Source organism: Helicobacter pylori NQ4053 (assembly GCF_000274605.1).
GTDB classification, from domain to species: domain Bacteria; phylum Campylobacterota; class Campylobacteria; order Campylobacterales; family Helicobacteraceae; genus Helicobacter; species Helicobacter pylori_CV.
On sequence record NZ_AKNV01000001.1, the window covers coordinates 1 to 21,778 of the forward strand.

Below are 21,778 nucleotides of genomic sequence, written 5' to 3' on the forward strand. Positions count from 1 at the left end.
TGCATAAGCCTCAATAAGATTTTTAGCGTAAAAAGAAGTTTTGAACGCTTCCAGATCCTTTTCTTCTTCAGTGATCGCCCTAAAAGCTTCACTCAAACCATAATACTTATAGGACAGAATGGGTTCAAGGTTGATTAAAGAATACTTTGGGTCTTTGTTTTGGGTAATCTTGGCTAAAAGACCCAGTAAAATCAGGCTTGTAGCCAATCGTTGCTGGCCGTCTATGATTTCAAACGCGCTGCTTTCAAGCTCATTTTCAGTCTCTCTTAAGGTTAAACTATGCATGTAATGGAATTTATCTCCCAGCTTAGAGACATGCTCTAAATCGTTCCAAAAATCCTTCAATTGCCTATCCTGCCATGCATACCCCCTTTGATAGCTGGGGATTTCAAACACGCCTTTTTCAATCACTCCGTCTAAATTTAACAATTCCATTAAAATCCTTTCATAAATTTATGGGTAAAAACCCATAATTCTTTAATTTTTTCGCTCAATCAATTTTGGTTGTCCAAGTCGGGTGCTGTGCGTGAAATGCCAAGTGTTTTTATTGACTAATTCTTCGTATTCTTGGCTCCCTTTTTGAGTGCAAACGCCCTCAACCTTTAGTGCTCCCTCTTCATCAATCCCAATAGTGTAATGGTCAATCTTTAGGGCAAAAACGCTCCGTTGGACTTCAGTCCCTCTAGTCGTTGAATCCTCATTCACAATGCCAATGATATAATCCGCTTTACGCATGAGTTCAAAATGCTTGTGCTGAGCCGCTTTGCCCATTCTTGGACGAAAACCTGTCAAAGTGCATTCATCGCACCACTCTTTAAAATCCTCATTTCCTGGAATGGTTCCTTTATACGCGCCTGAAACCATGCACAACAACAAATTGTATTTTTCATGCGCTTTCAAATCTTCTAACTGAGCCATCGTCTCTCCTTTGAATTTAACTCTGTAAGCCCCACTGGTTTAAAAATGGGGCTTATGGAATCAAATTCTTTAAAAAGATTGCGGTGTGGGTTAATGAAAAGGTTAATAATAGAGGGAATAATAAAAGGTAAAAGATTTTAAATCGGTTTTGGTAAAAGTTATGGTAGCGTTACTTGATTACTTGATTGCTTGGGTGATTGAATGATTGAATGATTGAATGGTTGAATGATTGAATGGTTGAATGATTGAATGCCATTTCTACCCCTTTTTTGAAAAAAAGATGACTTAGAGTGTTGTATCTAGTGGTATTTAATCAATGGTTAATGGTGCGTTTTATCTTATTTTAAATGATGATGCGTTTTATCTTATTTTAAATGGTGATGCATTTGTTTTATTTTATGATGCATTTGTTTTATTTAATGATATGTTTGATTTAATTTAACGATGTGTTTGATTTAATGATGTGTTTATTTTAAAGCTTTATTCTCTACCCCCTTAATTCCAATCACTCCCCAATCATTTCCAATAACTTTTATCCATTCCTTCCAAACTCTAAAATTCCTTCCAAACTCTAAAATTCCTTTCCGACTCTCAATTTTCTTTCAAACTCTAAAATTTCTTTCACATTCCAAAAACTTTAAGCAAACTTTAAGCATTACATGTCTATAATTACATTTCGTTTTTAAAGACAAGCTTTAAAAGTTCTTTAATTTGAAACCACTCAAGCAAGTTCTAAAAGCTAAAAGCTTTAATATAAAGCCCACTAGCTGATTAAACTTGGCGATCAAAAAAGATTAGGGATCAAGCATTTTTAGTCTTCTTAAAGGGTTTAACATTCAAGAGCGATTATAGCAAGTTTTTAAAGAAAAACGAAGTTATTTGATTTAACATTGTTAATAGCCTATGTAAAAGTAAAGTAAAACTACAATAACTCTGTCTTATATTCATTAAGGCAGTGGTAGCGCTGAAGAATATTCGTGCAATTGTCGTTATTCATTATAAAAGGGCGGGTTTTAAAGGATATTTTAAAATTTAAAACAAGCTTTTAAGAGCAGATGGCGGATGCCTTGCCAAAGAGAGGCGATGAAGGACGTACTAGACTGCGATAAGCTATGCGGAGCTGTCAAGGAGCTTTGATGCGTAGATGTCCGAATGGGGCAACCCAACTAATAGAGATATTAGTTACTCTTTAATAGAGAGCGAACCTAGTGAAGTGAAACATCTCAGTAACTAGAGGAAAAGAAATCAACGAGATTCCCTAAGTAGTGGCGAGCGAACGGGGAAAAGGGCAAACCGAGTGCTTGCATTCGGGGTTGAGGACTGCAACATCCAAGAGAACGCTTTAGCAGAGTTACCTGGAAAGGTAAGCCATAGAAAGTGATAGCCTTGTATGCGACAAGGCGTTCTTAGGTAGCAGTATCCAGAGTAGGCCAGGACACGAGGAATCCAGGTTGAAGCCGGGGAGACCACTCTCCAACCCTAAATACTACTCTTTGAGCGATAGCGAACAAGTACCGTGAGGGAAAGGTGAAAAGAACCGCAGTGAGCGGAGTGAAATAGAACCTGAAACCATCTGCTTACAATCATTCAGAGCCCTATGATTTATCAGGGTGATGGACTGCCTTTTGCATAATGATCCTGCGAGTTGTGGTATCTGGCAAGGTTAAGCGAATGCGAAGCCGTAGCGAAAGCGAGTCTTAATAGGGCGAACAAGTCAGATGCTGCAGACCCGAAGCTAAGTGATCTATCCATGGCCAAGTTGAAACGCGTGTAATAGCGCGTGGAGGACTGAACTCGTACCCATTGAAACGGGTTGGGATGAGCTGTGGATAGGGGTGAAAGGCCAAACAAACTTAGTGATAGCTGGTTCTCTTCGAAATATATTTAGGTATAGCCTCAAGTGATAATAAAAGGGGGTAGAGCCCTGATTGGGCTAGGGCTGCTCGCCGCGGTACCAAACCCTATCAAACTTCGAATACCTTTTATCGTATCTTGGGAGTCAGGCGGTGGGTGATAAAATCAATCGTCAAAAGGGGAACAACCCAGACTACCAAATAAGGTCCCTAAGTTCTATTCTGAGTGGAAAAAGATGTGTGGCTACTCAAACAACCAGGAGGTTGGCTTAGAAGCAGCCATCCTTTAAAGAAAGCGTAACAGCTCACTGGTCTAGTGGTCATGCGCTGAAAATATAACGGGGCTAAGATAGACACCGAATTTGTAGATTGTGTTAAACACAGTGGTAGAAGAGCGTTCATACCAGCGTTGAAGGTATACCGGTAAGGAGTGCTGGAGCGGTATGAAGTGAGCATGCAGGAATGAGTAACGATAAGATATATGAGAATTGTATCCGCCGTAAATCTAAGGTTTCCTACGCGATGGTCGTCATCGTAGGGTTAGTCGGGTCCTAAGCCGAGTCCGAAAGGGGTAGGTGATGGCAAATTGGTTAATATTCCAATACCGACTTATGGAGCGTGATGGGGGGACGCATAGGGTTAAGCGAGCTAGCTGATGGAAGCGCTAGTCTAAGGGCGTAGATTGGAGGGAAGGCAAATCCACCTCTGTATTTGAAACCCAAACAGGCTCTTTGAGTCCTTTTAGGACAAAGGGAGAATCGCTGATACCGTCGTGCCAAGAAAAGCCTCTAAGCATATCCATAGTCGTCCGTACCGCAAACCGACACAGGTAGATGAGATGAGTATTCTAAGGCGCGTGAAAGAACTCTGGTTAAGGAACTCTGCAAACTAGCACCGTAAGTTCGCGATAAGGTGTGCCACAGCGATGTGGTCTCAGCAAAGAGTCCCTCCCGACTGTTTACCAAAAACACAGCACTTTGCCAACTCGTAAGAGGAAGTATAAGGTGTGACGCCTGCCCGGTGCTCGAAGGTTAAGAGGATGCGTCAGTCGCAAGATGAAGCGTTGAATTGAAGCCCGAGTAAACGGCGGCCGTAACTATAACGGTCCTAAGGTAGCGAAATTCCTTGTCGGTTAAATACCGACCTGCATGAATGGCGTAACGAGATGGGAGCTGTCTCAACCAGAGATTCAGTGAAATTGTAGTGGAGGTGAAAATTCCTCCTACCCGCGGCAAGACGGAAAGACCCCGTGGACCTTTACTACAACTTAGCACTGCTAATGGGAATATCATGCGCAGGATAGGTGGGAGGCTTTGAAGTAAGGGCTTTGGCTCTTATGGAGCCATCCTTGAGATACCACCCTTGATGTTTCTGTTAGCTAACTGGCCTGTGTTATCCACAGGCAGGACAATGCTTGGTGGGTAGTTTGACTGGGGCGGTCGCCTCCTAAAAAGTAACGGAGGCTTGCAAAGGTTGGCTCATTGCGGTTGGAAATCGCAAGTTGAGTGTAATGGCACAAGCCAGCCTGACTGTAAGACATACAAGTCAAGCAGAGACGAAAGTCGGTCATAGTGATCCGGTGGTTCTGTGTGGAAGGGCCATCGCTCAAAGGATAAAAGGTACCCCGGGGATAACAGGCTGATCTCCCCCAAGAGCTCACATCGACGGGGAGGTTTGGCACCTCGATGTCGGCTCATCGCATCCTGGGGCTGGAGCAGGTCCCAAGGGTATGGCTGTTCGCCATTTAAAGCGGTACGCGAGCTGGGTTCAGAACGTCGTGAGACAGTTCGGTCCCTATCTGCCGTGGGCGTAGGAAAGTTGAGGAGAGCTGTCCCTAGTACGAGAGGACCGGGATGGACGTGTCACTGGTGCACCAGTTGTTCTGCCAAGAGCATCGCTGGGTAGCTACACACGGATGTGATAACTGCTGAAAGCATCTAAGCAGGAAGCCAACTCCAAGATAAACTTTCCCTGAAGCTCGCACAAAGACTATGTGCTTGATAGGGTAGATGTGTAAGCGCAGTAATGCGTTTAGCTGACTACTACTAATAGAGCGTTTGGCTTGTTTTTTGCTTTTTGATAAGATAACGGCAATAAGTGCGAATAAGTTACCACTGCCTTACTGAGTGTAAGAGAGTTGGAGTTTTATGAAGACTTTTATAGGATTGAACTTTAATGAAGAATGAGATACTATCTCAATGGTTTAAAGTTAAAGGCTATTGACGATCTTCTCTGTTGAAAAACAGCTCCCTATAAAGAGAAAGGGGAGTTAAGGGTAAATGCGTTTTTATCTTTAGCTCCCTTTTCCTTGTGCCTTTAGAGAAGAGGAACTACCCAGTTAACCATTCCGAACCTGGAAGTCAAGCTCTTCATCGCTGATAATACTGCTCTTTTCAAGAGTGGGAATGTAGGTCGGTGCAGGGATAGGGAAATGTTTTTTAATCTTGCTTTTTATTTAATTTCATTATTAACTCATTGTTTTGTTTGTTTAGGGGTTATTTAGTTTTTTACGCTAGAGTTTCTCAGTTTCTCGGTTTCTGGAGATGAGAGGTATGGGCAATTAAGAAAATGGGTAGAGAATACCAACAATTAGGAGGTTTTTATGGTCGTAGATGTTTCAAGCATTCCTTTTCAAGAATTTTGGCACATGCAAATCCATCAGCAACATCTGCAAGTAAGATGGGATGTGCATGATGTGTGCCAAATTTTAGAAGAATACCACTTCATTGGTTTAGCGGATTGGGAAGAGAGCAAAGGACAAATTAGAGATTTTTTAGAAGTGATGCGGGTGAATGACATTGTAGCCATCAAGCATGGACAACAACTTGTAGCACTCGCACAAGTCATCGGCGGGGCGTATAACATTCACAAAGATCGGGCATTATGTGTTAGCGAAGAAGAAGACCCTTTAGTGGATTGGATACATTACAGGCGACCCGTTAAGATTTTAGATTGGGCAAAAGAGGGGCAGACGATCCCACAGGGTAGAGGCACTTTAAATAAGTGCGTAAGTCCGGGGACAGAAACCTCGCAAATCATTATGGGGTGGTATGAAAAGGTGCAAGAAGCCTTAAAAGCCAAAGGTGAAAGAGTTGTCTTAGTTTAAAAATCTCACATGTTACCCTTTTCAAGGGTGGGAAAGTAGGTCGGTGCAGGGATAGGGAAATGTTTTTTAGTCTTGCTTTTTATCTTATTTCATTATTGACTCATTGTTTTGTTTGTTTAGGTGGTTTATTGGGGTTTGGTTGTTTTATTCAAAGTTTTTTAGAGATTTAAGAAAACGAGTTTGAAAACAAAATAAAATCTAAAATCATAAAATAAAATCTGAAGCGATAAAATAAAACTTAAAATCATAACATAAGATCTAAAATCCAATTTTTTAGAAAGTTTAATACCTTTGGTGAGAAAAGAGTCCGCATCAATTAAACATGGATTTAAGAAAAAAGTTTTAATCTTTAGAGAATGTAATTATTTATAGAACTCTTATCTAAGCTTCTTTTAAAAGGAAGTTTATGAAGTTTTTTTAAAATCCCTAAACTGCACTTAAATTCTAAAGAGCACCAAGAAAATATTTTTAGAAAGTTTTATTCTCTAAAAAATTATCGCTTTATAACCAAGCTCTTTGGTTTGATTGTAAAAAACGCTTCTAGCGTTTTAGATTTTATTCTTTATTTCGTTAGTGTTGCTTTTTATTTCTTTTATTTTTAAATTGTTAGTTGGGGTGTTGTGGGGTTTGCGTTTAGATTTTTAGAACCGATCTAAAAGAAAACTTTTTCATCAAGTTTCTTTTTTAAAAAAGCCTAAAAATTTCTTAAACACTTCTTTAGGATCGAATGCATCACACACCTTGCACCCATACATGCCAATTAAAATCACAAGCCAGCTCACATACACCCAGCTCATCAAAAACCACAAAATAGAAACGCTCCCATAAAGCTCATGGTAAGTGCGATTATACAACACATAATAAGTGAAAGCCCATTTTAACACATGCCAAGAAACGCTCGTAAAAAACACCCATAAAAACACCCAAAAATAATGTTTAAACACCTTATTCGTGGGAATGGTAAAAAGGATCAAAAAAAATGCGTAAGTGCCTATCCATCTTAAAACATGCAACAGGCTTGAATCTTTATCTTCAAAAAACACTTGGATCTTAATATCAAAAAACACCACCAAAGGCAGAGCGAATAAAAACACTAAAGTCGTGCCAAACCCCCAAAATAAAAAGATTTCTTTACCCTTAAAATGCGCATAATCTCTGGGCTTTGCTTGAAAAATTTTTGATGCGATGGAGCGGTAATTTTCACAAAAAAGCACCAACGCCACCACAATGGACACCTCTTCAAGCGTGCCTAAAGTCATGTCTGTTTTTTTAAAATTTTCTAAAAAATCCTTAATCGCGCCAATGAGTTTAGGAGCGTTAGGGAAAATCAAGGCTTCCATTTCACCGCTGTGCGCTTGCAAATAATGAGACACAAAAAGGCTAAACACAAACAACAAAATAGGCGATAAAGACAAAATCGTATAAAAACTCAAGCTAGAAGCGTAGTAAAACAATTCGCTCAAGCCCAAAAAGGCGTTTTGAAAGCGCTTGGGGAAAATCATTATAAGAAGGCGTAAAAACCCTCTAACGCTTTTAAAAAATTCCCTCATCAATGACAGCTTGTCGCCATTGTCAAGCCATAAGAGAGCAGTTTTTCTATATCTTTTTTAGGGGCTTTGCCTTTGGTGGTCAAATAGTCCCCTAGCACCACCGCATTGATGCCGTATTCAAAAAGCTTGGCTTCCTTTTTGTCGTTATCTTTAAACACCACTTCACGCCCCCCAGCCACCATAAGCCTAGCGTTAGGCAAAAACTCTTTAGCCAAAAGCACGCATTCTAGGGCTTCATCTGCGCTTAAAGTCTCTGCATCAATGGGCAATACCGGGTTTTTAATGAAAAAATTAATGGGTGTGGTGTGCGGGGAGAGCGAAGCTAAGGCTCTAAGCATTTCAATCCGATCTTCCCAGCTCTCATTAAGCCCAAAAATCCCCCCACTGCACAAGCCTAACCCCGCCCTTAAAGCGTTTTCGCATGTGATAAACCTTTCTTCCCATGTGTGCGTGGAACAAATTTTAGGGAAGAAATTTTGCGAAGTCTCTAAATTGTGGTTATAGCTGTGAATGCCCGCATCTCTTAAAAACTCTAATTGCTCCAAATCCGCACGCCCGCAGCATGCGATTAAATGCAAGCCCAATTCTTCTTTGTTGATGGCTTTAGCTAATTTAGCGATGTATTCGCATTTTTCATCGTCTAATTCGCGCCCTGAAGTAACCAGACAAAACCCTAAAGCCCCTAACTCCCTTAAAGCCCTAGCCTCTTGTAAAACCACTTTTTCATCTTTGAATTTATAGCGCTTAATCGCTCCTTGATGGTGTGAGCTTTGCGTGCAATAAGCGCAATCTTCCTTGCAATCCCCACTGCGCACATTGGAAATAGAGCATAAAAAAATCTCTTGCATCGTAATCCTTTGTTTGGTTAAAAATATTGGTTTTTTTAGGTTGATTATAGCAAAGAAAAAGAAGTGCTTTTGATTTTAAGGGCTTTATTCCATTAAATATTAAAACTAAAACTTTATTTGATTTTAATTCAATTGTTCGCTAGCGCCTCTAAAGTCAATCTCAAAACTTTACGCTATAATTTTCTCACTTTTTCATTAAGGGATTTCATGCAAGATTCATCCATTCAAAGTTACCCCCCCCCAATCAGCCATAAAAAATCATGCGTTAAATAACGCGCCCAATAATAAAGAAATAGAGCTACCCACCCACATCACCAGTAATTTAAAAAAAGAGCTTAGAGATTATCAAAAAAAAGCGATATATAATTATTTAGAAAAACGCCAATCCCACCCAACTCAAAAGCATTTCATGTTTGAAATGGCCACCGGTAGCGGCAAAACCTTAGTGATGGCGGGTTTGATTTTAGAATGCTATAAGCAAGGCTATCAAAACTTTATCTTTTTTGTGAACAGCACCAGCATTTTAGAAAAAACGAAATTGAATTTCACAGACAGCGTTTCATCAAAATACCTTTTTAGCGAGAATATCAACATCAATGATGAAAACACAGAAATTAAAAGCATCAATAATTTGAACGAGAGCCATAACAACGCTATCAACATTTATTTTAGCACCATTCAAGGCTTGTTTTCATTATTCACTAGAGCTAAAGAAAACGCTATCACCATAGAGGATTTAAAAGATCAGAAATTGGTTTTTTTAGCGGATGAAGCGCACCATTTAAACACAGAAACTAAAAAGAAATTAAATGATAGTGAGGCTAGTGAAAAACGCAACTGGGAAAGCATGGTGAAATTAGCCCTAGAACAAAATAAAGACAATTTATTGCTGGAATTTAGCGCCACTATCCCTAATGAAAAAAGCGTTGAAGAAAAATATAAAAACTTAAAGGTGGCAACTTACACCTTAAAAGAATTTAGCGAGGATAAATTTTGCAAAAACATCTACTCCCTTTCTTATGAAAATAAAGAATTAGAAACGTGCTTTTTAGGGGCATGCGTTTCCAGTTTGTATAAAGAATTACTAGCCCAACACCACAATATTGAAAACTTTAAACCCTGTATTTTGTTTAAAAGCGAAAGGATTGAAGACAGCAAGGCAAATCAAGAGCACTTCAACGCCTTTTTAGAAAATTTAAGCCCTTTAGATTTAGAAAATTTTTTCCATTACAGCCGCAACGCTTTTTTTAAAGACGCTAAAAACTTTTTTGACAAGCAAAACCACACCCCTAATCTTGTCGCACTTCTACAAAATAAATTCAAAGAAAGCGTTCAAATTAACACCAACAACGAAAAAGAATTAGAAAAAGGCATGCTTTTATTAAACTCCCTAGAAGACAGAGACAACCCTAAAAGAGTGATTTTTAGCGTGGATAAGCTCAATGAAGGCTGGGATGTGTTGAATTTGTTTGACATTGTCAGGCTTAAAAACAAAGCGAATCAAAAAGACACCATTAAAGACGCCCAGCTCATAGGGCGAGGAGCGAGATACTACCCCTTTAGCTATAACGATTTCAAGCCAAGCCGCATAGAGTTTTACCAACGCAAATTTGATCTTTCTAACCCCTTAAGCGCGTTAGAAAGGTTAGACTACCATGCCATTTATGACAGCGAATTTATCACTAAATTAAAAGAAGAATTACGAGAGTTAGGATTAGGATTAATTGAAAAGGAAAAAACAACTATCCCCTTAACACCCACCAAGCGTTTCAAATGCTACTATGCGAGCAACACAAAAGACAAAAATAAATTAAAAGAGCTAGGCAGTGCCTTTACTAAAAAAGTGTTTAATGAAACCATTCAAAGAGTGCGCGCATTAAACGATGAAGCCAACAAGCAACAAAATAAACGCCACGCCCCAAGTAACAATGGTTGGGTAACCATTGAAAAAGGCGTGAGCTTTAAAGCTTGGTAAATCTAAATAAGGAAACGACAATGGGATTTAATGTAAATCAAACAACGACTTACAATGGTCATTTTAATCAGCAAACAAGCATTAAGCCGATAGCGGGCTTTTTGACTTATGAAATGTATTTGAATAACCTAGTAACCGCGCTAAATTCTACTGGCAATGTGTTATTACCAGCCCAGCCAGTAGCGTTACAAATAGGCGCTAAACAAGCGAGCGGATTAGTAGGACTTAACCCAAATGTGTTAAACATTAGCGAAACACCTATTGGAAATAATGGTGTGTTTGGTGGTGTTATCATTCATAACATTACCGACTTTGTAATGCCAGGCGATAAAGCGCCCGCATTAAGACCAACGCAGACAAGCTATGTAGCCGAAATTGGCAGTGGTGTGGAAGTATTCTTGCCATGCGATTTAAGTTTTCTAGGGCAAGCGAGTAGGCAATTAATCAGTTGGAATAAAACCAATCAGTGCTACACTTTAGAAACGACTGGCGTGGAAAATTTTGGCTCTCAAAAAGTATCTTTAAGAAGCAATGTGATCGAGGGCAAGCAGATCGTATTTGATACGAATAACCCCACGCAGACAATCTTTAAAGACTGCTATGTTATCAAAGTAAGATTATAAGCAAAGGACACAACAATGGCTAATTTATTACGAGCAACACCCCATGTAACCATACCAGGTTTATTAGTCCCACAAACGCAAGATGCGATTTGGAAAAAATATTTAGGCACTAATTTAGCTTATGTAGCAAAAGAGGGCAAAACAACAGTGAAGGAGCAACCAATGAAAATTAAAGCGATAATGCTAGGATTAGCAGTGGTATTTAATCTAGGTTTTAGCGGTGAGTATAGCGATATGTTATCAATAAAAGAATACAAAGATAAAAATGGCGTTACGCAATACAAAATGGGTGGGACTATTGATGAAGTAAATAAGGTGGTTGATAGCATCTATTTTGATCCATACGACCCAGCCACACTTCAAAGCATAGTAAAAATGATTAATTACAATAAGAGCATGATAGTGGGATTATTGAATAGGCAGATGAAAGGAGAGGCGTTGATTATTGTATTGAACAAAAAGATTAAAAAGTTACAGCAAGAAGTAGCCAAGCTAAAACAAGCTAAAAAATAACCCACAAAAAAACCCCTATTTATAAGGGGCTTCCTTGCTTTAAAAAACAAACGGTACCGAACTATACCATAATCTTATTTTTTTTAGTATAATCCTAGCATGAGCATGAAAAATAAAAACAACGATGAAGTCAATATCATACAAGAATACAAAAAGATATACGATGATTGCGAAGTCAGCGAAAAGATAAAAGTGCTTGGCAATATCAAAAGTATCAAATGGATATGCTAAATTTTCGCCCCTAATCAAACCCACTTAAACAGCTTTCGTTTAACTGGTCGCTTTTATGATATTTAACAAGCCCTTTGTCCTTTCAAAAAGAGAAAATGGCGGTGGAATCTCTTGGTATCTGGCCTTTGGGGGTCTTTTGATCAAGGTGTTAGCACATTTGGAAAAATCAATCAAATCCATTGTGGTTTTGATGTAGCTGGGCAAGTTTAACAAGCATATTTCAAAGAGTTTATAGCTTGCTAAAGCGTCCGCATAGGCTCTGTGGCTGACTTCTATGCCAAACCCTAAAAGCTCTTTTAAAAAGCTCAAAGAATAACGCATGGACAAAATAGTGCGTTTGGATAAATCCAAAGTGCAAAGCTTTAAATTTAATAAGGGGCAATGCAATTTTTCTACAAAATAACGCCCTAAAAAGTTGTAATCAAAATTAGCGTTATGGGCCACAAACACGCTATTGCCTAAAAAAAGCCGCAATTCTTGCAAAGCTTCATGTGCGCTTGGGGCGTTTAGGGTGTCTTCATAAGTGATGCCTGTAAGCTCAGCGATATAATCAGGCACGCTTTTGACTTTCACAAGGGTTTCAAAACGATTGATAATTTCCCCTCCCTTCACTTGCACGGCCCCAATTTCTAAAATTTCATGTTTTATGGGGCAAGAGCCGGTGGTCTCTAAATCAATAAAAGAAAAAACCTCATCTTTAAGGGGGGTTTTAAGGTTTTTGAGCGTGATTAAATTTTCGCTCGTTTCTACGAAATTAAGCCCGCACGCTTTTAAATATTCCAAATTGATTTCATCATGAATAAGGCGAGAGAGCGATTTTTCTAGCGTGCTTAAGTTTAAATCCTGGCACTTTAAGCGAGCGATTAGGGCTTGGATGTCTTTATGCAAGAGGCTGTCTGACATTCTGTAAGCCTTCAATAGCCAGCTTACGATCTTTGGATTTAAAAATATAACTCCCTGAAACCACCACATCCACGCCCGCTTGTTGGAGTTCAAAGATATTTTTATCATTCACGCCCCCATCCACTTCTAAAAGACAGCCAGGATTGTAGCGCCTAATCAATTCCTTGACTTTCAGGCATTTTTCTAGCACCAGATCTAAAAACTTCTGCCCACCAAAGCCCGGATTCACGCTCATTAAAAGCACTAGCCCCACGCTTTCTAGCAAGTATTTAATACTTTCTTCATGCGTGTGGGGGTTTAGAACAATGCCTGGCGTGATGCCTGAATGTTTAATGAGTTGCAACACCCTGTGGGGGTGCTTTTCATTTTCTGCATGAATGCTGATGATTTGCGGGTTTAAAGGAGAAAATAATTCTACAAAAAAGCTTGCGTTTTCTACCATTAAATGCACATCTAAAGGCACTTGGCTCATTTGAGTAACATTCTCTAAAACCACAGGCCCCATCGTTAAATTAGGCACATAATGCCCATCCATCACATCCACATGCAAAAAATCAGCGTTACTCACGCTCTCTATCTCTTTGGCTAAATGCATAAAATCAGCGCTCAAAAGGCTCGGAGCTACTTTCAAAATACTTCCCTATTTCCAATGTTTTAAAGTAAAATATTAGCATCTTTAATCAAATCATAAAAGGGTTTTTATGGATTACAAACATTTTAAAGGCAAGCATGCGAACATCGTTATAGAAATCATCAGTCTTTTAGAAAAAGGGGTTAAAAAAGCCCAAGAAATTTTAGAAAAGCCGGACGCTGGGAGTTACACTAAGCTAGAAAACAGCAGCGGGGATACGCCTATTAAAGCGGATTTAGCTCTAGATAAATTTTTAGAAGAAAATTTTTTGAGTTTAGAAAACATCAAAAGCGTTTTTAGCGAAGAAAAAGAAACGCCTGTTACTAAAGAAAACGGCTCTTATTTGATCGCTTATGACCCCCTAGACGGGAGTTCAGTCATGGAGGCGAATTTCTTAGTAGGCACGATTATAGGGGTTTATGAAAAGGATTATAAGGCGCAAAATTTAGTTGCAAGCCTTTATGTGGTTTTTGGGCATAAAATTGAATTAGTGGTGGCTTTAGAAGAGGTTTATCGTTACGCTTTTTATCAAAACAAGTTTCATTTTATAGAAACCATCGTTTTAGAAAATAAGGGTAAAATCGTCGCTAGCGGAGGCAATCAAAAGGATTTTTCTTTGGGCTTAAAAAAGGCTTTAGAAGGGTTTTTTGCAGAAAATTACCGCTTACGATACTCAGGATCTATGGTGGCTGATGTCCATCATGTGCTCATTAAAAAAGGCGGAATGTTTTCCTACCCGCAAAAGAAATTGCGAAAGCTTTTTGAAGTCTTTCCTTTGGCCTTGATGGTTGAAAAAGCTAAAGGGGAAGCGTTTTATTTTGATAAGGGGGTTAAAAAGCGTTTGCTAGAGCAAAGCGTGGAAAGCTACCATGAAAAAAGCGAATGCTATTTAGCTAGTCCGCATGAAGCTCAGATTTTAGAAAAATATTTAAAGGGAGAATGATGCAAAATAGCACTAAAAAATTAGAATATGAAGAGCGTTTTAATGACGCTCTTTTGAAATTGCAGGCATGCCAAGAAGAAAAGCAAGTAACGAGTTGCTTGAAATGCGAGAAGGTTTTAAAATGCGAGATCCGCAACAGCTATGTGGATGCGGCTTATGAGAGCATGAGTTTAGGCGAAGCGGGCGGGTTTGATTTCAACTAAAATGGGATTAAAATGGTTAGTAATACTACCTTGCAAAAGAATTTAGACGCTTTTTACACCCACCCCAAAATCGCGCGATTTTGTTTGGATTTATTAAAAGATCTCACTGCTCAAAATCTAGGGCTAGACTTAAACGCATTCCATTTTTTAGAGCCAAGTGCAGGGAGTGGGAGCTTTGTTGATGCGCTAAAAGAATTAGGGATTGCTGATTGGGACGCCCTTGATATTGCCCCTAAAGCTCATGGCATTCAAAAAAAAGATTATCTGTTGGAATTGATTGAGTTTAACAAAAAGCGTATTATTATTGGCAACCCTCCTTTTGGGCATAGAGGGAAATTAGCCCTAGATTTTTTAAACAAATCTTTAAACGAAGCGCCTATTACAGCGTTTATTTTGCCCAATTTATTCAAACGCTATTCTATTCAAAAACACATTGATAAGCGTGCAAAATTGGTTTTAAACGCTGATTTAGAGAAAAACGCTTTTATTTTTAATGAACGACCCTATGATGTGAAATGCGTTTTTCAAATCTATATGCATAAAAATATCGCCCTAAATCTTAAAGACGAACGCATCATTGCACCCCCTAAAATCCGCCATAACGACTTCATTACTTACATTCATAACAACACGCCACACACCCTAAAATATTTCAACAAAGAAAAATACCAATGGGATTTTGCGGTGGTGAGACAAGGCTTTTATGACTACAACGAAAAGATCACCAATGCAAATTTACTGATTAAAAACCGACAATATTTTTTCATTAAAGCCCACTCTAAAGAAGCTTTAAGGATTATCCATAAAATTGATTTTAACAAACTCGCTCATAAAAACACGCAAGTTTTAGGGTTTTCTACTTATGATTTTGTGGAAGAATATTGCAAATTAAAGGAAATGCATGCTTGAAAAAGTGTTCCAAGAAATTACCAATAAAAGAAAGTTTTTTGCAAGTTCTAGCACAGGGGAGCAGTTTGAAAACCAATTTAGGAATGAATTAAAAAAACACTTTAGCGAAATCAATGGCGATTTAACAGAAAAATTAAGCCATATTGAAGAAAAGCCTAATAAGGAAATCAAAACCGCTTTTAACCAACTCAAAAAGCAAGTTTTAGAAAAAAACCACCCACACACTCTTAAAAACCCTTTTTCAAACCTTACAAGCCATTTTTTATACCAGCCTTTTGGCTCACAAAATTACCCTGATTTTTTGGTTTTTATTTTTGATTATGTGGTGGGGATTGAAATCAAGTTTTCTAAAAACGATAAGGGTGAAAAAAACCTTCAAACTTCTCGCCCCATGTGGAATTCAAACCTGCCTAAACCCAATGCGATTTATGTGTATGGAGTCGCTAATGCAAACATCACTTTTTTTAAAGGCTCAGATATTTTGAGTTATGAAACCAGAGAGGTCTTACTCAAGTATTTTGATACTTTAGATAAAGATGAAGAGAGTTTGAAAAACGCCTTAAAGGATTTAGAAAACCCTTTTGGGTTTGCCCCCTACATCAGAAAAGCTTATGAACATAAAAAGGAATTTTCTAACCACCACCAGATTGAAAGTTTCTTTTCGCCCAACCACATTTTAAGAGAGCAGAATGTCTTGGAATTTTTGAAAACGCTCACTCATTAGCATGTTTATTGCCCATTTATCTATTTCTTGTAAAATACAAGCTTATTTTTAATATAAAGAAATTGATGATCAGTCTAATAGAAAAACCTCCTTACATTCCCTCCCCCTTTTTAATTCAATGCACTTCGCTCCAAACTTTTCTTTTCCACGCATAAGCCAAGAACGACAGCACCGCAAAGAAAATCATGATCTTAATCCCTAAGGTATTCCTTTCATGCTTTTTCCTATCGCCTGCTTTTTCCAAATATGCGATGACTTGTTTTTGAGCTTGTTCACTCAATCCCACTCTGGGCATAGCCGTGCCAGGCAAAAGCTTTTGCGGATCGTTGATGAAAATATTCAAGCCATGTTCGCCTTTAGCTCTAATCATCATGGACAAATCAGGCACATGAGAGCCTAAATAATTGGCTAGATCTTTAGGATCGCTAAAGGCCTTATCTTTCGCATAATCCAGGCTATGGCACCTTTGACAGCTTTGGGCAAACACTTCCTTATCGCTCAAACTTTTAGGCAAAATAGAAGTGAGATACGCCACAATATCGCTCAAATCTTGATTGCTAAATTGAGAAAACGCCGGCATAGGATAGGGCCTTTCATCGTTGAATTTATGGCTCAATTTCGCCGTTTTCACGGGGTCTTTGATGAAGTGGGCTAAGAAATTCGCATTCAAAACCCCCGCCACATGGCTTAAATCCGGTGGCACGACCCCAAAAGAGTTGCTCGCGCTAAGGCTGTCCATAGGGGCTGGAATGTTTTGGGATTTAATGCCATGGCAAGCGGTGCAATTTTCGGCTACAAGCTGTTTGCCCTTATTAGCATCGCCATTTTTTAAATCCATCGGCTCTAAATCCTTGAAAGCAAAATCTGCCGGAGCGACTTTAGGGTGCATCACCGAATGCGCATAAGGCTCAACCCCATAATAAATCACGCCTACCACCACAATAAGGATGATTAAAATCTTAAATTCTTTCATCTAACACCCCCTTGTTTCTTGCTCTCAGCGATAGTGATAATGGGCAATACCACAAAGAAAAGGGCTAAAAAAGTGATTGAACCAAATAAACCAATGTATTTACCAATCCCAAGCGGAGGCAATTTACCATAGATCGTTAAAACAATCATATCAATGATTAAAAGCCAAAACCACACCATAAACGCCGGCCGTTTGTGTGCGGGAGCGACGACTGGGCTTCTGTCTAAAAAGGGCAGTAAGAAGAAAATCACTTGCGCCACGCCAAAGGCCATTAGCCCTAAATCAGCGCTAAAGAAAAAGCCTCTTAAGACTTCATAGCTCCATAAGAAATACCATTCAGGGTAAATGTGAGGCGGCGTTTTAAGGCTGTTAGCCCTTTCAAAGTTAATGGGATCCATCGCAAAATCGTAGTGGTAACACACCAAGTAAAAGAAAAAGACCATGAACGCGCAAACCACAAAAATATCTTTAGACAAGAATACCGGCCAAAAAGGAATGACTTTAGATTCTTTTTTCTTGCCTTCAATGAATTTTTTCTCTTCCAATTCAAAGTCAATTTCTTCGCCTTCTTGGTTATTGACATGCGGGATGCGTAAAGAATAAAAATGCACCCCAACAAGTAGAATGATCGCAATGGGCAGTAAAAACACATGGAGCATGAAAAAGCGCGTTAAAGTGGAATCCGCCACAACATAATTACCCCTAATCCACTCCACCACATCAGCCCCAATGAAAGGAATGCCCCCAAATAAATTAGTGATAACTGCTGCAGCCCAATAGCTCATCTGCCCCCAAGGCAGCATATACCCGCTAAAGGCTTCCGCGCTAAAGACCACAAACAAAATCATCCCGCTAATCCAAATCATCTCACGGCCCTTTTTGTAAGAGCCATAATAGATACCGACAAACATGTGGATATAAATGATGACAAAAATCATGCTCGCTGCCGTGGCATGCATGTGGCGCCAAAGCCAGCCATAAGCCACTTCTTGCATGATGGTGAAATTCACGCTATCAAACGCCATTTTCGCATCAGGCTTGTAATACATGAGCAAGAAAATCCCTGAGATCACAAGCACGCCAAAAAGGGTCAATAAAATCACCCCCATGGCCCATAGGAAATTGATGTTTTTAGGGATCCAATATTCTGTCATTAGCACTTTAACAAGCTTGTTAGTGCCAAGACGCATGTCCAGCCATTCGCCTAAATTCTTCGCTTTTTTTATCTCTGCCATTAAACTCTCCTTACGCTTTAGCCATCATTTTCTTGTATTCAGCCCCGGCTTCACCAAAAGTGATCTTAGTGCCTTCAATTTTAAAAGGCGGGATATCAAAAGGGCGCGGAGGGGGAGTGCCGGCAATATTCACGCCATCAGAAGTGAAACGACCCCCATGGCATGGGCATAAAAAGCCTTTTTCTTCATCTTGATAAGTGGGGATACACCCTAAATGCGTGCAAATTTGAATGGCTGTGGTAAAAACGCTCTCGCCAACTTTAAAATCGCGCTTTTCATTAAAGCCCTCTTTTTTAGAACGCTTGAGGATATAGACCGGTTTCCCACGCCATTCCACGGTGGAAAACTGCCCTTCTTGCATGTTCGCCACATCTATGGTTGTAAAACCGGCTGAAACAACGCTTGGAAGCGGATCCCAAGTCTTTTTCATCGCTACCAGACTCGCTATAGCCCCTATAGCTGTAACACTAGCAAGGCTCATCCCTAAAAAATCACGCCTTTGAATATCTGCCATGATTAAAAAACTCCTTAATGATAATTACCTTTTAACGACTAAAGGCATAGCAAATCCCTATTTTACAACAAACTCTCTTAATAATCTTTTTAAAATAACAAATTGAGGCTAAAATCAAACGCTTTTAACGCCGTTTTAAAGAAATTTGAGTGCGCAAATGTTTCAAAAGGGTTTCTAAAATGTCGTTATCGTCTTTGCTTGGGGCTTTTAAGCTCTCCTTATTTTCATCGCTATAAGTAAGGGTGATGTTTTGATTGAAATTAGAAAGTTTGATGATGCCAAGCTGGTTGGCTAAGATTTTAAGCGTAATGATTTGCAAAAATTGAGCGCTCAAATCGTCTATTTTGCCAAACCTGTCTTCTATTTCTTCATGGATTTGCCCCACCTCATCTACATTTTCACACAAACTCAAACGGCGGTATAGATCCAATCTCAAACTATCGCTTGCAATGAGTTCAGGGTTTAAAAAAGCGCTCACGCCAAGTTGGATTTCTACGCTTTTTTCAAGCCTTTTCTTCCCTCCACTCAATTCATAAATCGCGTCTTCAAGCATGCGCGTATAGAGTGCATAACCGATATTTTTAATATGCCCACTCTGATCTTGCCCGAGCAAATTCCCGCCCCCCCTGATTTCTAAATCATGATAAGCGATACTCTCCCCACTGCCTAAATACGAATTTTTTTCTAAAGCGAGCAAGCGTTTTAGAGCCTGTTCATTCAAACTTTTTTGATCTTCTATAAGGAAATAACAAAAGCCTTCTTTTTTGCCTCTCCCCACACGCCCTCTTAATTGATGCAAATCAGCCAGCCCAAAATTTTGCGCATTATCTATAATAATCGTGTTAGCGTTAGGCAAATGAATCCCTGATTCCACAATAGAAGTGCATAATAAAACCTGATAGTTCCCCTTAGCAAACTCTAGCATGATTTCTTCGCTCTTATTAGCGTTAATTTGGGAATGCAAAATAGCGATTTTAAGCTTAGGGATCAACTCTTCTAGCTTGGTTTTGACTTTTGAAATGCTAGCGATGTGGTTATGGATGTAAAAAATTTGCCCGTTACGGCGTAATTCTCTGTAAATAATCTCTTTTAAGAGCTCATCATTTTTTTCTTTCAAAAAAGTGCGGCTGGGTTTTCTGTCTGTGGGCGGGGTTTTTAAAGAGCTAATGCCTTTAATTTGAGAGAGCGCCATATTTAGAGTGCGTGGGATAGGCGTAGCGGACATGCTTAAAAAATGCACGCTTTTACTCAATTCTTTTAAAGCTTCTTTTTGTTTCACGCCAAATTTATGCTCTTCATCCACCACCACCAAGCCCAAGTTTTTAAATTTCGCGCCTAAAATTGCATGCGTGCCTATTAGCGCATCAACTTGCCCTAATTCCACCGCCTTTAAAAGCTTGTTTTTTTCGCTCGCATACCTGTCCAAACGAGCCACTTTAACGCCAAAATTTTCAAAACGCACCTTTAAAATCTCAAAATGCTGGTGCGCTAATAAGGTGGTAGGCACGACTAGCGCGCTTTGAAAGCCGTTCAAAAACGCGCAAAAAATCGCATGCATCGCCACTTCTGTTTTCCCAAAACCCACATCCCCACTCAACAATCTGTCCATCACTCTCTTAGAGCTTAAATCCTTTGAAATTTCAGCGATGGCCTTTTCTTGATCTCTTGTGTATTCAAACCCCGCATGCGATTTAAAGACTTCCAACTCCGCTAAATGCGTGTCCATCTTTTTGCCCAAGATCAAATTGCGTTCAGCCGCTAATTCAATAATCTTGCCCGCAATCTCTAAAAGCTTAGTCCTGACTTTAGCTTTCAGTTTGAGGAAACTCCCTTTCCCTAGCCGGTCTTTAGCTGGCACGCTATCGCTTTGCGCCACATAGCGAGCGATGAGATGCAAGTTTTCTACCGGTAATAGCAGTTTGTCTTCGCCCAAATAAGCGATTTCTAAAAAATCCCTCTTGCTCCCTAAAACGCTGTGTTGGACTAATTGAGAAAACACGCCCACCCCATAATCATCATGCACCACCCATTCGCCCGGATTTAGTTCATTCAAAGCGAGCTTGGATTTTTGGCGTTTTTTCTTCCTTTCAAAGGAATTGAGCGAGATAAAAATCCCATCAGGGGTTTTAAAGTTTAACACAAAGGGGGCGATGACGCATTCAATATTGCTTCTTTCAAGCGCGCTTATCGCATTATCTAAAATCGTTTTATTGGGGGCTAGGAGCGTGATTTTATGATTTGAATGCAAAGCGATAAAGCCTTCTAGGGCATGCGCATGGATTTCTAAATCTTCATAGCCTTGCGCGTTTTCTAAAACCTTTAAAAATTTGAAACGCTCATAATCCAATTCGTTTAAGCTCGCTAATTCTTGAATTTCTTCTAAAGCTTTAGGGCTTATAACGCTTTTATAGGCATGCAACAAATCGTTTGCTTTTTCTCCTAAAAACCACAAACCAAAACTGGTCAAATCTTTAGAAAAGCTATTTAAGGGGCTTTGCTCCACTTTTGTTTTTAGATCCTTATAGGATGGTTCGTCCAAACTAAAAAGCGTGGGGGGGATTTCAATTTCTAACAAATCTTCTTTAAGGCTCATTTGAGTAATGGGGTCAAATTCCTTAATGCTCTCACACTCCGTGTCAAAAAAACTCAAGCGATACGCTTTAGAATTAGGCGTATAAATATCCACAATATCCCCCCTAAAGCTCGCTTCGCCTTCCACTTCCACTAAGTCTAAAATTTCATAACCATAATAAAAGAGCTTGTCTTTCAAATCCTTAAGGTTATATTTTTCTAAAAGAGTGATTTTAAAGCTCTCTAAAAGTTCTTTTTTGGGTAAAGGGTGCAATAACGCGCTAATAGGGGCAATGATGATAGTTTCTTGCTTGTTTTCTAAGGCTTGATAAAACTCCCTCAAACCCCCTAAAAGCTGTAAAAATTCTTCAAAAAACGAACGCAAATCGTCGTTTTTTTTAGCCCTAAACTCCGGGAAAAGAATGGCTTTGGTATTTGGCTTAAAACAGCTTATGACTTCTTTAGCGAGCTTGGATTCTTTAAAATTCTTACAAGCGAGTATTTGATAATCAAAGCCTTTGTTTAAGGCTCTATAAAGACTAGATTGGATCATTC

18 protein-coding genes, 2 rRNA genes and 1 pseudogene are annotated in these 21,778 nt (G+C 39.3%); 11 read left to right on the forward strand and 10 right to left on the reverse strand.

Translation table 11 applies throughout. The features are described from left to right. Both AYS37_RS00005 and AYS37_RS00010 read right to left on the reverse strand, forming a co-directional pair. A partial coding sequence (locus AYS37_RS00005; RefSeq protein WP_000421832.1) for a DUF262 domain-containing protein occupies positions 1 to 435 on the reverse strand: 435 nt, incomplete at its 3' end. A gap of 42 nt (positions 436 to 477) precedes the next feature. Beyond that, complete coding sequence (locus AYS37_RS00010) at positions 478 to 918, reverse strand: hypothetical protein (protein WP_000057817.1); 441 nt, start codon at positions 916 to 918, stop codon at positions 478 to 480. Between the two features lie 1,035 nt (positions 919 to 1,953). Here AYS37_RS00010 and AYS37_RS00015 point away from each other — a divergent pair. The 3 genes from AYS37_RS00015 (at position 1,954) to AYS37_RS00025 (ending at position 5,877) form a co-directional block, all read left to right on the forward strand. Next, positions 1,954 to 4,841: ribosomal RNA gene (locus AYS37_RS00015) — 23S ribosomal RNA — on the forward strand. Between the two features lie 236 nt (positions 4,842 to 5,077). Further along, positions 5,078 to 5,195, forward strand: a 5S ribosomal RNA gene (gene rrf, locus AYS37_RS00020). A 178-nt stretch (positions 5,196 to 5,373) separates the two neighbouring features. Then, a complete protein-coding gene (locus tag AYS37_RS00025; RefSeq protein WP_000259663.1) occupies positions 5,374 to 5,877 on the forward strand; it encodes a hypothetical protein in 504 nt (167 codons plus the stop codon). Positions 5,878 to 6,548: 671 nt separating this feature from the next. Here the strand turns inward: AYS37_RS00025 and AYS37_RS00030 are convergent. After that, positions 6,549 to 7,427 carry a YihY/virulence factor BrkB family protein gene (locus AYS37_RS00030; RefSeq protein WP_001206567.1) on the reverse strand — a complete coding sequence of 293 codons (879 nt, stop codon included), beginning with the start codon at positions 7,425 to 7,427 and terminating at the stop codon, positions 6,549 to 6,551. After that, a complete protein-coding gene (locus AYS37_RS00035; protein ID WP_001155604.1) occupies positions 7,427 to 8,275 on the reverse strand; it encodes a biotin synthase in 849 nt (282 codons plus the stop codon). The genes AYS37_RS00030 and AYS37_RS00035 overlap by 1 nt, the downstream gene beginning before the upstream one ends. Positions 8,276 to 8,525: 250 nt before the next feature. Between AYS37_RS00035 and AYS37_RS00040 the strand changes: the two are divergent. The 4 genes and pseudogenes from AYS37_RS00040 to AYS37_RS08865 all read left to right on the forward strand — a co-directional run. Next, a pseudogene (locus AYS37_RS00040) lies at positions 8,526 to 10,082 on the forward strand (DEAD/DEAH box helicase family protein); the annotation flags it as partial. Between the two features lie 188 nt (positions 10,083 to 10,270). Beyond that, positions 10,271 to 10,873: a hypothetical protein gene (locus AYS37_RS00045; RefSeq protein ID WP_000506613.1), complete on the forward strand. Its 603-nt coding sequence runs from the start codon at positions 10,271 to 10,273 to the stop codon at positions 10,871 to 10,873. Positions 10,874 to 10,888: 15 nt separating this feature from the next. Then, positions 10,889 to 11,386 (forward strand): hypothetical protein, encoded by a 498-nt coding sequence (locus AYS37_RS00050; protein WP_000002007.1) that lies wholly within the window; start codon positions 10,889 to 10,891, stop codon positions 11,384 to 11,386. A gap of 105 nt (positions 11,387 to 11,491) precedes the next feature. Next, positions 11,492 to 11,617: a hypothetical protein gene (locus AYS37_RS08865; RefSeq protein WP_001874403.1), complete on the forward strand. Its 126-nt coding sequence runs from the start codon at positions 11,492 to 11,494 to the stop codon at positions 11,615 to 11,617. 39 nt (positions 11,618 to 11,656) lie between these two features. Here AYS37_RS08865 and AYS37_RS00060 read toward each other — a convergent pair whose 3' ends face one another. Next, positions 11,657 to 12,520 carry a 3'-5' exonuclease gene (locus AYS37_RS00060; RefSeq protein ID WP_001874404.1) on the reverse strand — a complete coding sequence of 288 codons (864 nt, stop codon included), beginning with the start codon at positions 12,518 to 12,520 and terminating at the stop codon, positions 11,657 to 11,659. Further along, positions 12,498 to 13,151 carry a ribulose-phosphate 3-epimerase gene (gene rpe, locus AYS37_RS00065; RefSeq protein ID WP_000861491.1) on the reverse strand — a complete coding sequence of 218 codons (654 nt, stop codon included), beginning with the start codon at positions 13,149 to 13,151 and terminating at the stop codon, positions 12,498 to 12,500. The genes AYS37_RS00060 and rpe overlap by 23 nt, the downstream gene beginning before the upstream one ends. A gap of 70 nt (positions 13,152 to 13,221) precedes the next feature. Here rpe and AYS37_RS00070 point away from each other — a divergent pair, with 70 nt between their 5' ends. Genes AYS37_RS00070 through AYS37_RS00085 form a run of 4 tightly spaced genes read left to right on the forward strand, consistent with a single transcriptional unit; the run spans position 13,222 to position 15,930 of the window. Then, positions 13,222 to 14,094, forward strand: a complete 873-nt coding sequence (locus tag AYS37_RS00070; protein WP_000384757.1) for a class 1 fructose-bisphosphatase — start codon at positions 13,222 to 13,224, stop codon at positions 14,092 to 14,094. Next, positions 14,094 to 14,297 (forward strand): hypothetical protein, encoded by a 204-nt coding sequence (locus AYS37_RS00075; RefSeq protein WP_001874405.1) that lies wholly within the window; start codon positions 14,094 to 14,096, stop codon positions 14,295 to 14,297. Before AYS37_RS00070 ends, AYS37_RS00075 begins: the two co-directional genes overlap by 1 nt. Positions 14,298 to 14,309: 12 nt before the next feature. After that, positions 14,310 to 15,206, forward strand: coding sequence for a hypothetical protein (locus tag AYS37_RS08545; RefSeq protein WP_000254504.1), 897 nt, complete (start codon positions 14,310 to 14,312; stop codon positions 15,204 to 15,206). After that, positions 15,199 to 15,930 (forward strand): hypothetical protein, encoded by a 732-nt coding sequence (locus tag AYS37_RS00085; protein ID WP_000891104.1) that lies wholly within the window; start codon positions 15,199 to 15,201, stop codon positions 15,928 to 15,930. The genes AYS37_RS08545 and AYS37_RS00085 overlap by 8 nt, the downstream gene beginning before the upstream one ends. Before the next feature lie 115 nt (positions 15,931 to 16,045). On the opposite strand, the gene AYS37_RS00090 is transcribed toward AYS37_RS00085, so the two are convergent. The 4 genes from AYS37_RS00090 to mfd form a co-directional block, all read right to left on the reverse strand. Continuing rightward, positions 16,046 to 16,903, reverse strand: coding sequence for a cytochrome c1 (locus tag AYS37_RS00090; RefSeq protein ID WP_000657628.1), 858 nt, complete (start codon positions 16,901 to 16,903; stop codon positions 16,046 to 16,048). Next, on the reverse strand, positions 16,900 to 18,138 hold the full coding sequence (locus AYS37_RS00095) for a cytochrome b (RefSeq protein WP_000807866.1): 1,239 nt from the start codon (positions 18,136 to 18,138) through the stop codon (positions 16,900 to 16,902). The genes AYS37_RS00090 and AYS37_RS00095 overlap by 4 nt, the downstream gene beginning before the upstream one ends. Positions 18,139 to 18,148: 10 nt before the next feature. Then, the gene (locus tag AYS37_RS00100; RefSeq protein ID WP_000763654.1) at positions 18,149 to 18,652 is read right to left on the reverse strand and encodes a ubiquinol-cytochrome c reductase iron-sulfur subunit; all 504 of its coding nucleotides are present in this window, start codon (positions 18,650 to 18,652) and stop codon (positions 18,149 to 18,151) included. Between the two features lie 124 nt (positions 18,653 to 18,776). After that, positions 18,777 to 21,776 carry a transcription-repair coupling factor gene (gene mfd, locus AYS37_RS00105; RefSeq protein WP_000616380.1) on the reverse strand — a complete coding sequence of 1,000 codons (3,000 nt, stop codon included), beginning with the start codon at positions 21,774 to 21,776 and terminating at the stop codon, positions 18,777 to 18,779. Positions 21,777 to 21,778 lie beyond the last annotated feature (2 nt).

Coding starts and splice junctions, on each gene's coding strand:
- AYS37_RS00050 (WP_000002007.1), top strand. CDS start 10,889: ATGGCTAATTTATTACGAGCAACACCCCATGTAACCATACCAGGTTTA.
- AYS37_RS00095 (WP_000807866.1), bottom strand. CDS start 18,138: ATGGCAGAGATAAAAAAAGCGAAGAATTTAGGCGAATGGCTGGACATG.
- AYS37_RS00085 (WP_000891104.1), top strand. CDS start 15,199: ATGCTTGAAAAAGTGTTCCAAGAAATTACCAATAAAAGAAAGTTTTTT.
- AYS37_RS00045 (WP_000506613.1), top strand. CDS start 10,271: ATGGGATTTAATGTAAATCAAACAACGACTTACAATGGTCATTTTAAT.
- AYS37_RS00090 (WP_000657628.1), bottom strand. CDS start 16,903: ATGAAAGAATTTAAGATTTTAATCATCCTTATTGTGGTGGTAGGCGTG.
- AYS37_RS00060 (WP_001874404.1), bottom strand. CDS start 12,520: ATGTCAGACAGCCTCTTGCATAAAGACATCCAAGCCCTAATCGCTCGC.
- AYS37_RS00100 (WP_000763654.1), bottom strand. CDS start 18,652: ATGGCAGATATTCAAAGGCGTGATTTTTTAGGGATGAGCCTTGCTAGT.
- AYS37_RS00075 (WP_001874405.1), top strand. CDS start 14,094: ATGCAAAATAGCACTAAAAAATTAGAATATGAAGAGCGTTTTAATGAC.
- AYS37_RS00025 (WP_000259663.1), top strand. CDS start 5,374: ATGGTCGTAGATGTTTCAAGCATTCCTTTTCAAGAATTTTGGCACATG.
- AYS37_RS00070 (WP_000384757.1), top strand. CDS start 13,222: ATGGATTACAAACATTTTAAAGGCAAGCATGCGAACATCGTTATAGAA.
- AYS37_RS08865 (WP_001874403.1), top strand. CDS start 11,492: ATGAAAAATAAAAACAACGATGAAGTCAATATCATACAAGAATACAAA.
- mfd (WP_000616380.1), bottom strand. CDS start 21,776: ATGATCCAATCTAGTCTTTATAGAGCCTTAAACAAAGGCTTTGATTAT.
- AYS37_RS08545 (WP_000254504.1), top strand. CDS start 14,310: ATGGTTAGTAATACTACCTTGCAAAAGAATTTAGACGCTTTTTACACC.
- AYS37_RS00030 (WP_001206567.1), bottom strand. CDS start 7,427: ATGAGGGAATTTTTTAAAAGCGTTAGAGGGTTTTTACGCCTTCTTATA.
- AYS37_RS00010 (WP_000057817.1), bottom strand. CDS start 918: ATGGCTCAGTTAGAAGATTTGAAAGCGCATGAAAAATACAATTTGTTG.
- AYS37_RS00035 (WP_001155604.1), bottom strand. CDS start 8,275: ATGCAAGAGATTTTTTTATGCTCTATTTCCAATGTGCGCAGTGGGGAT.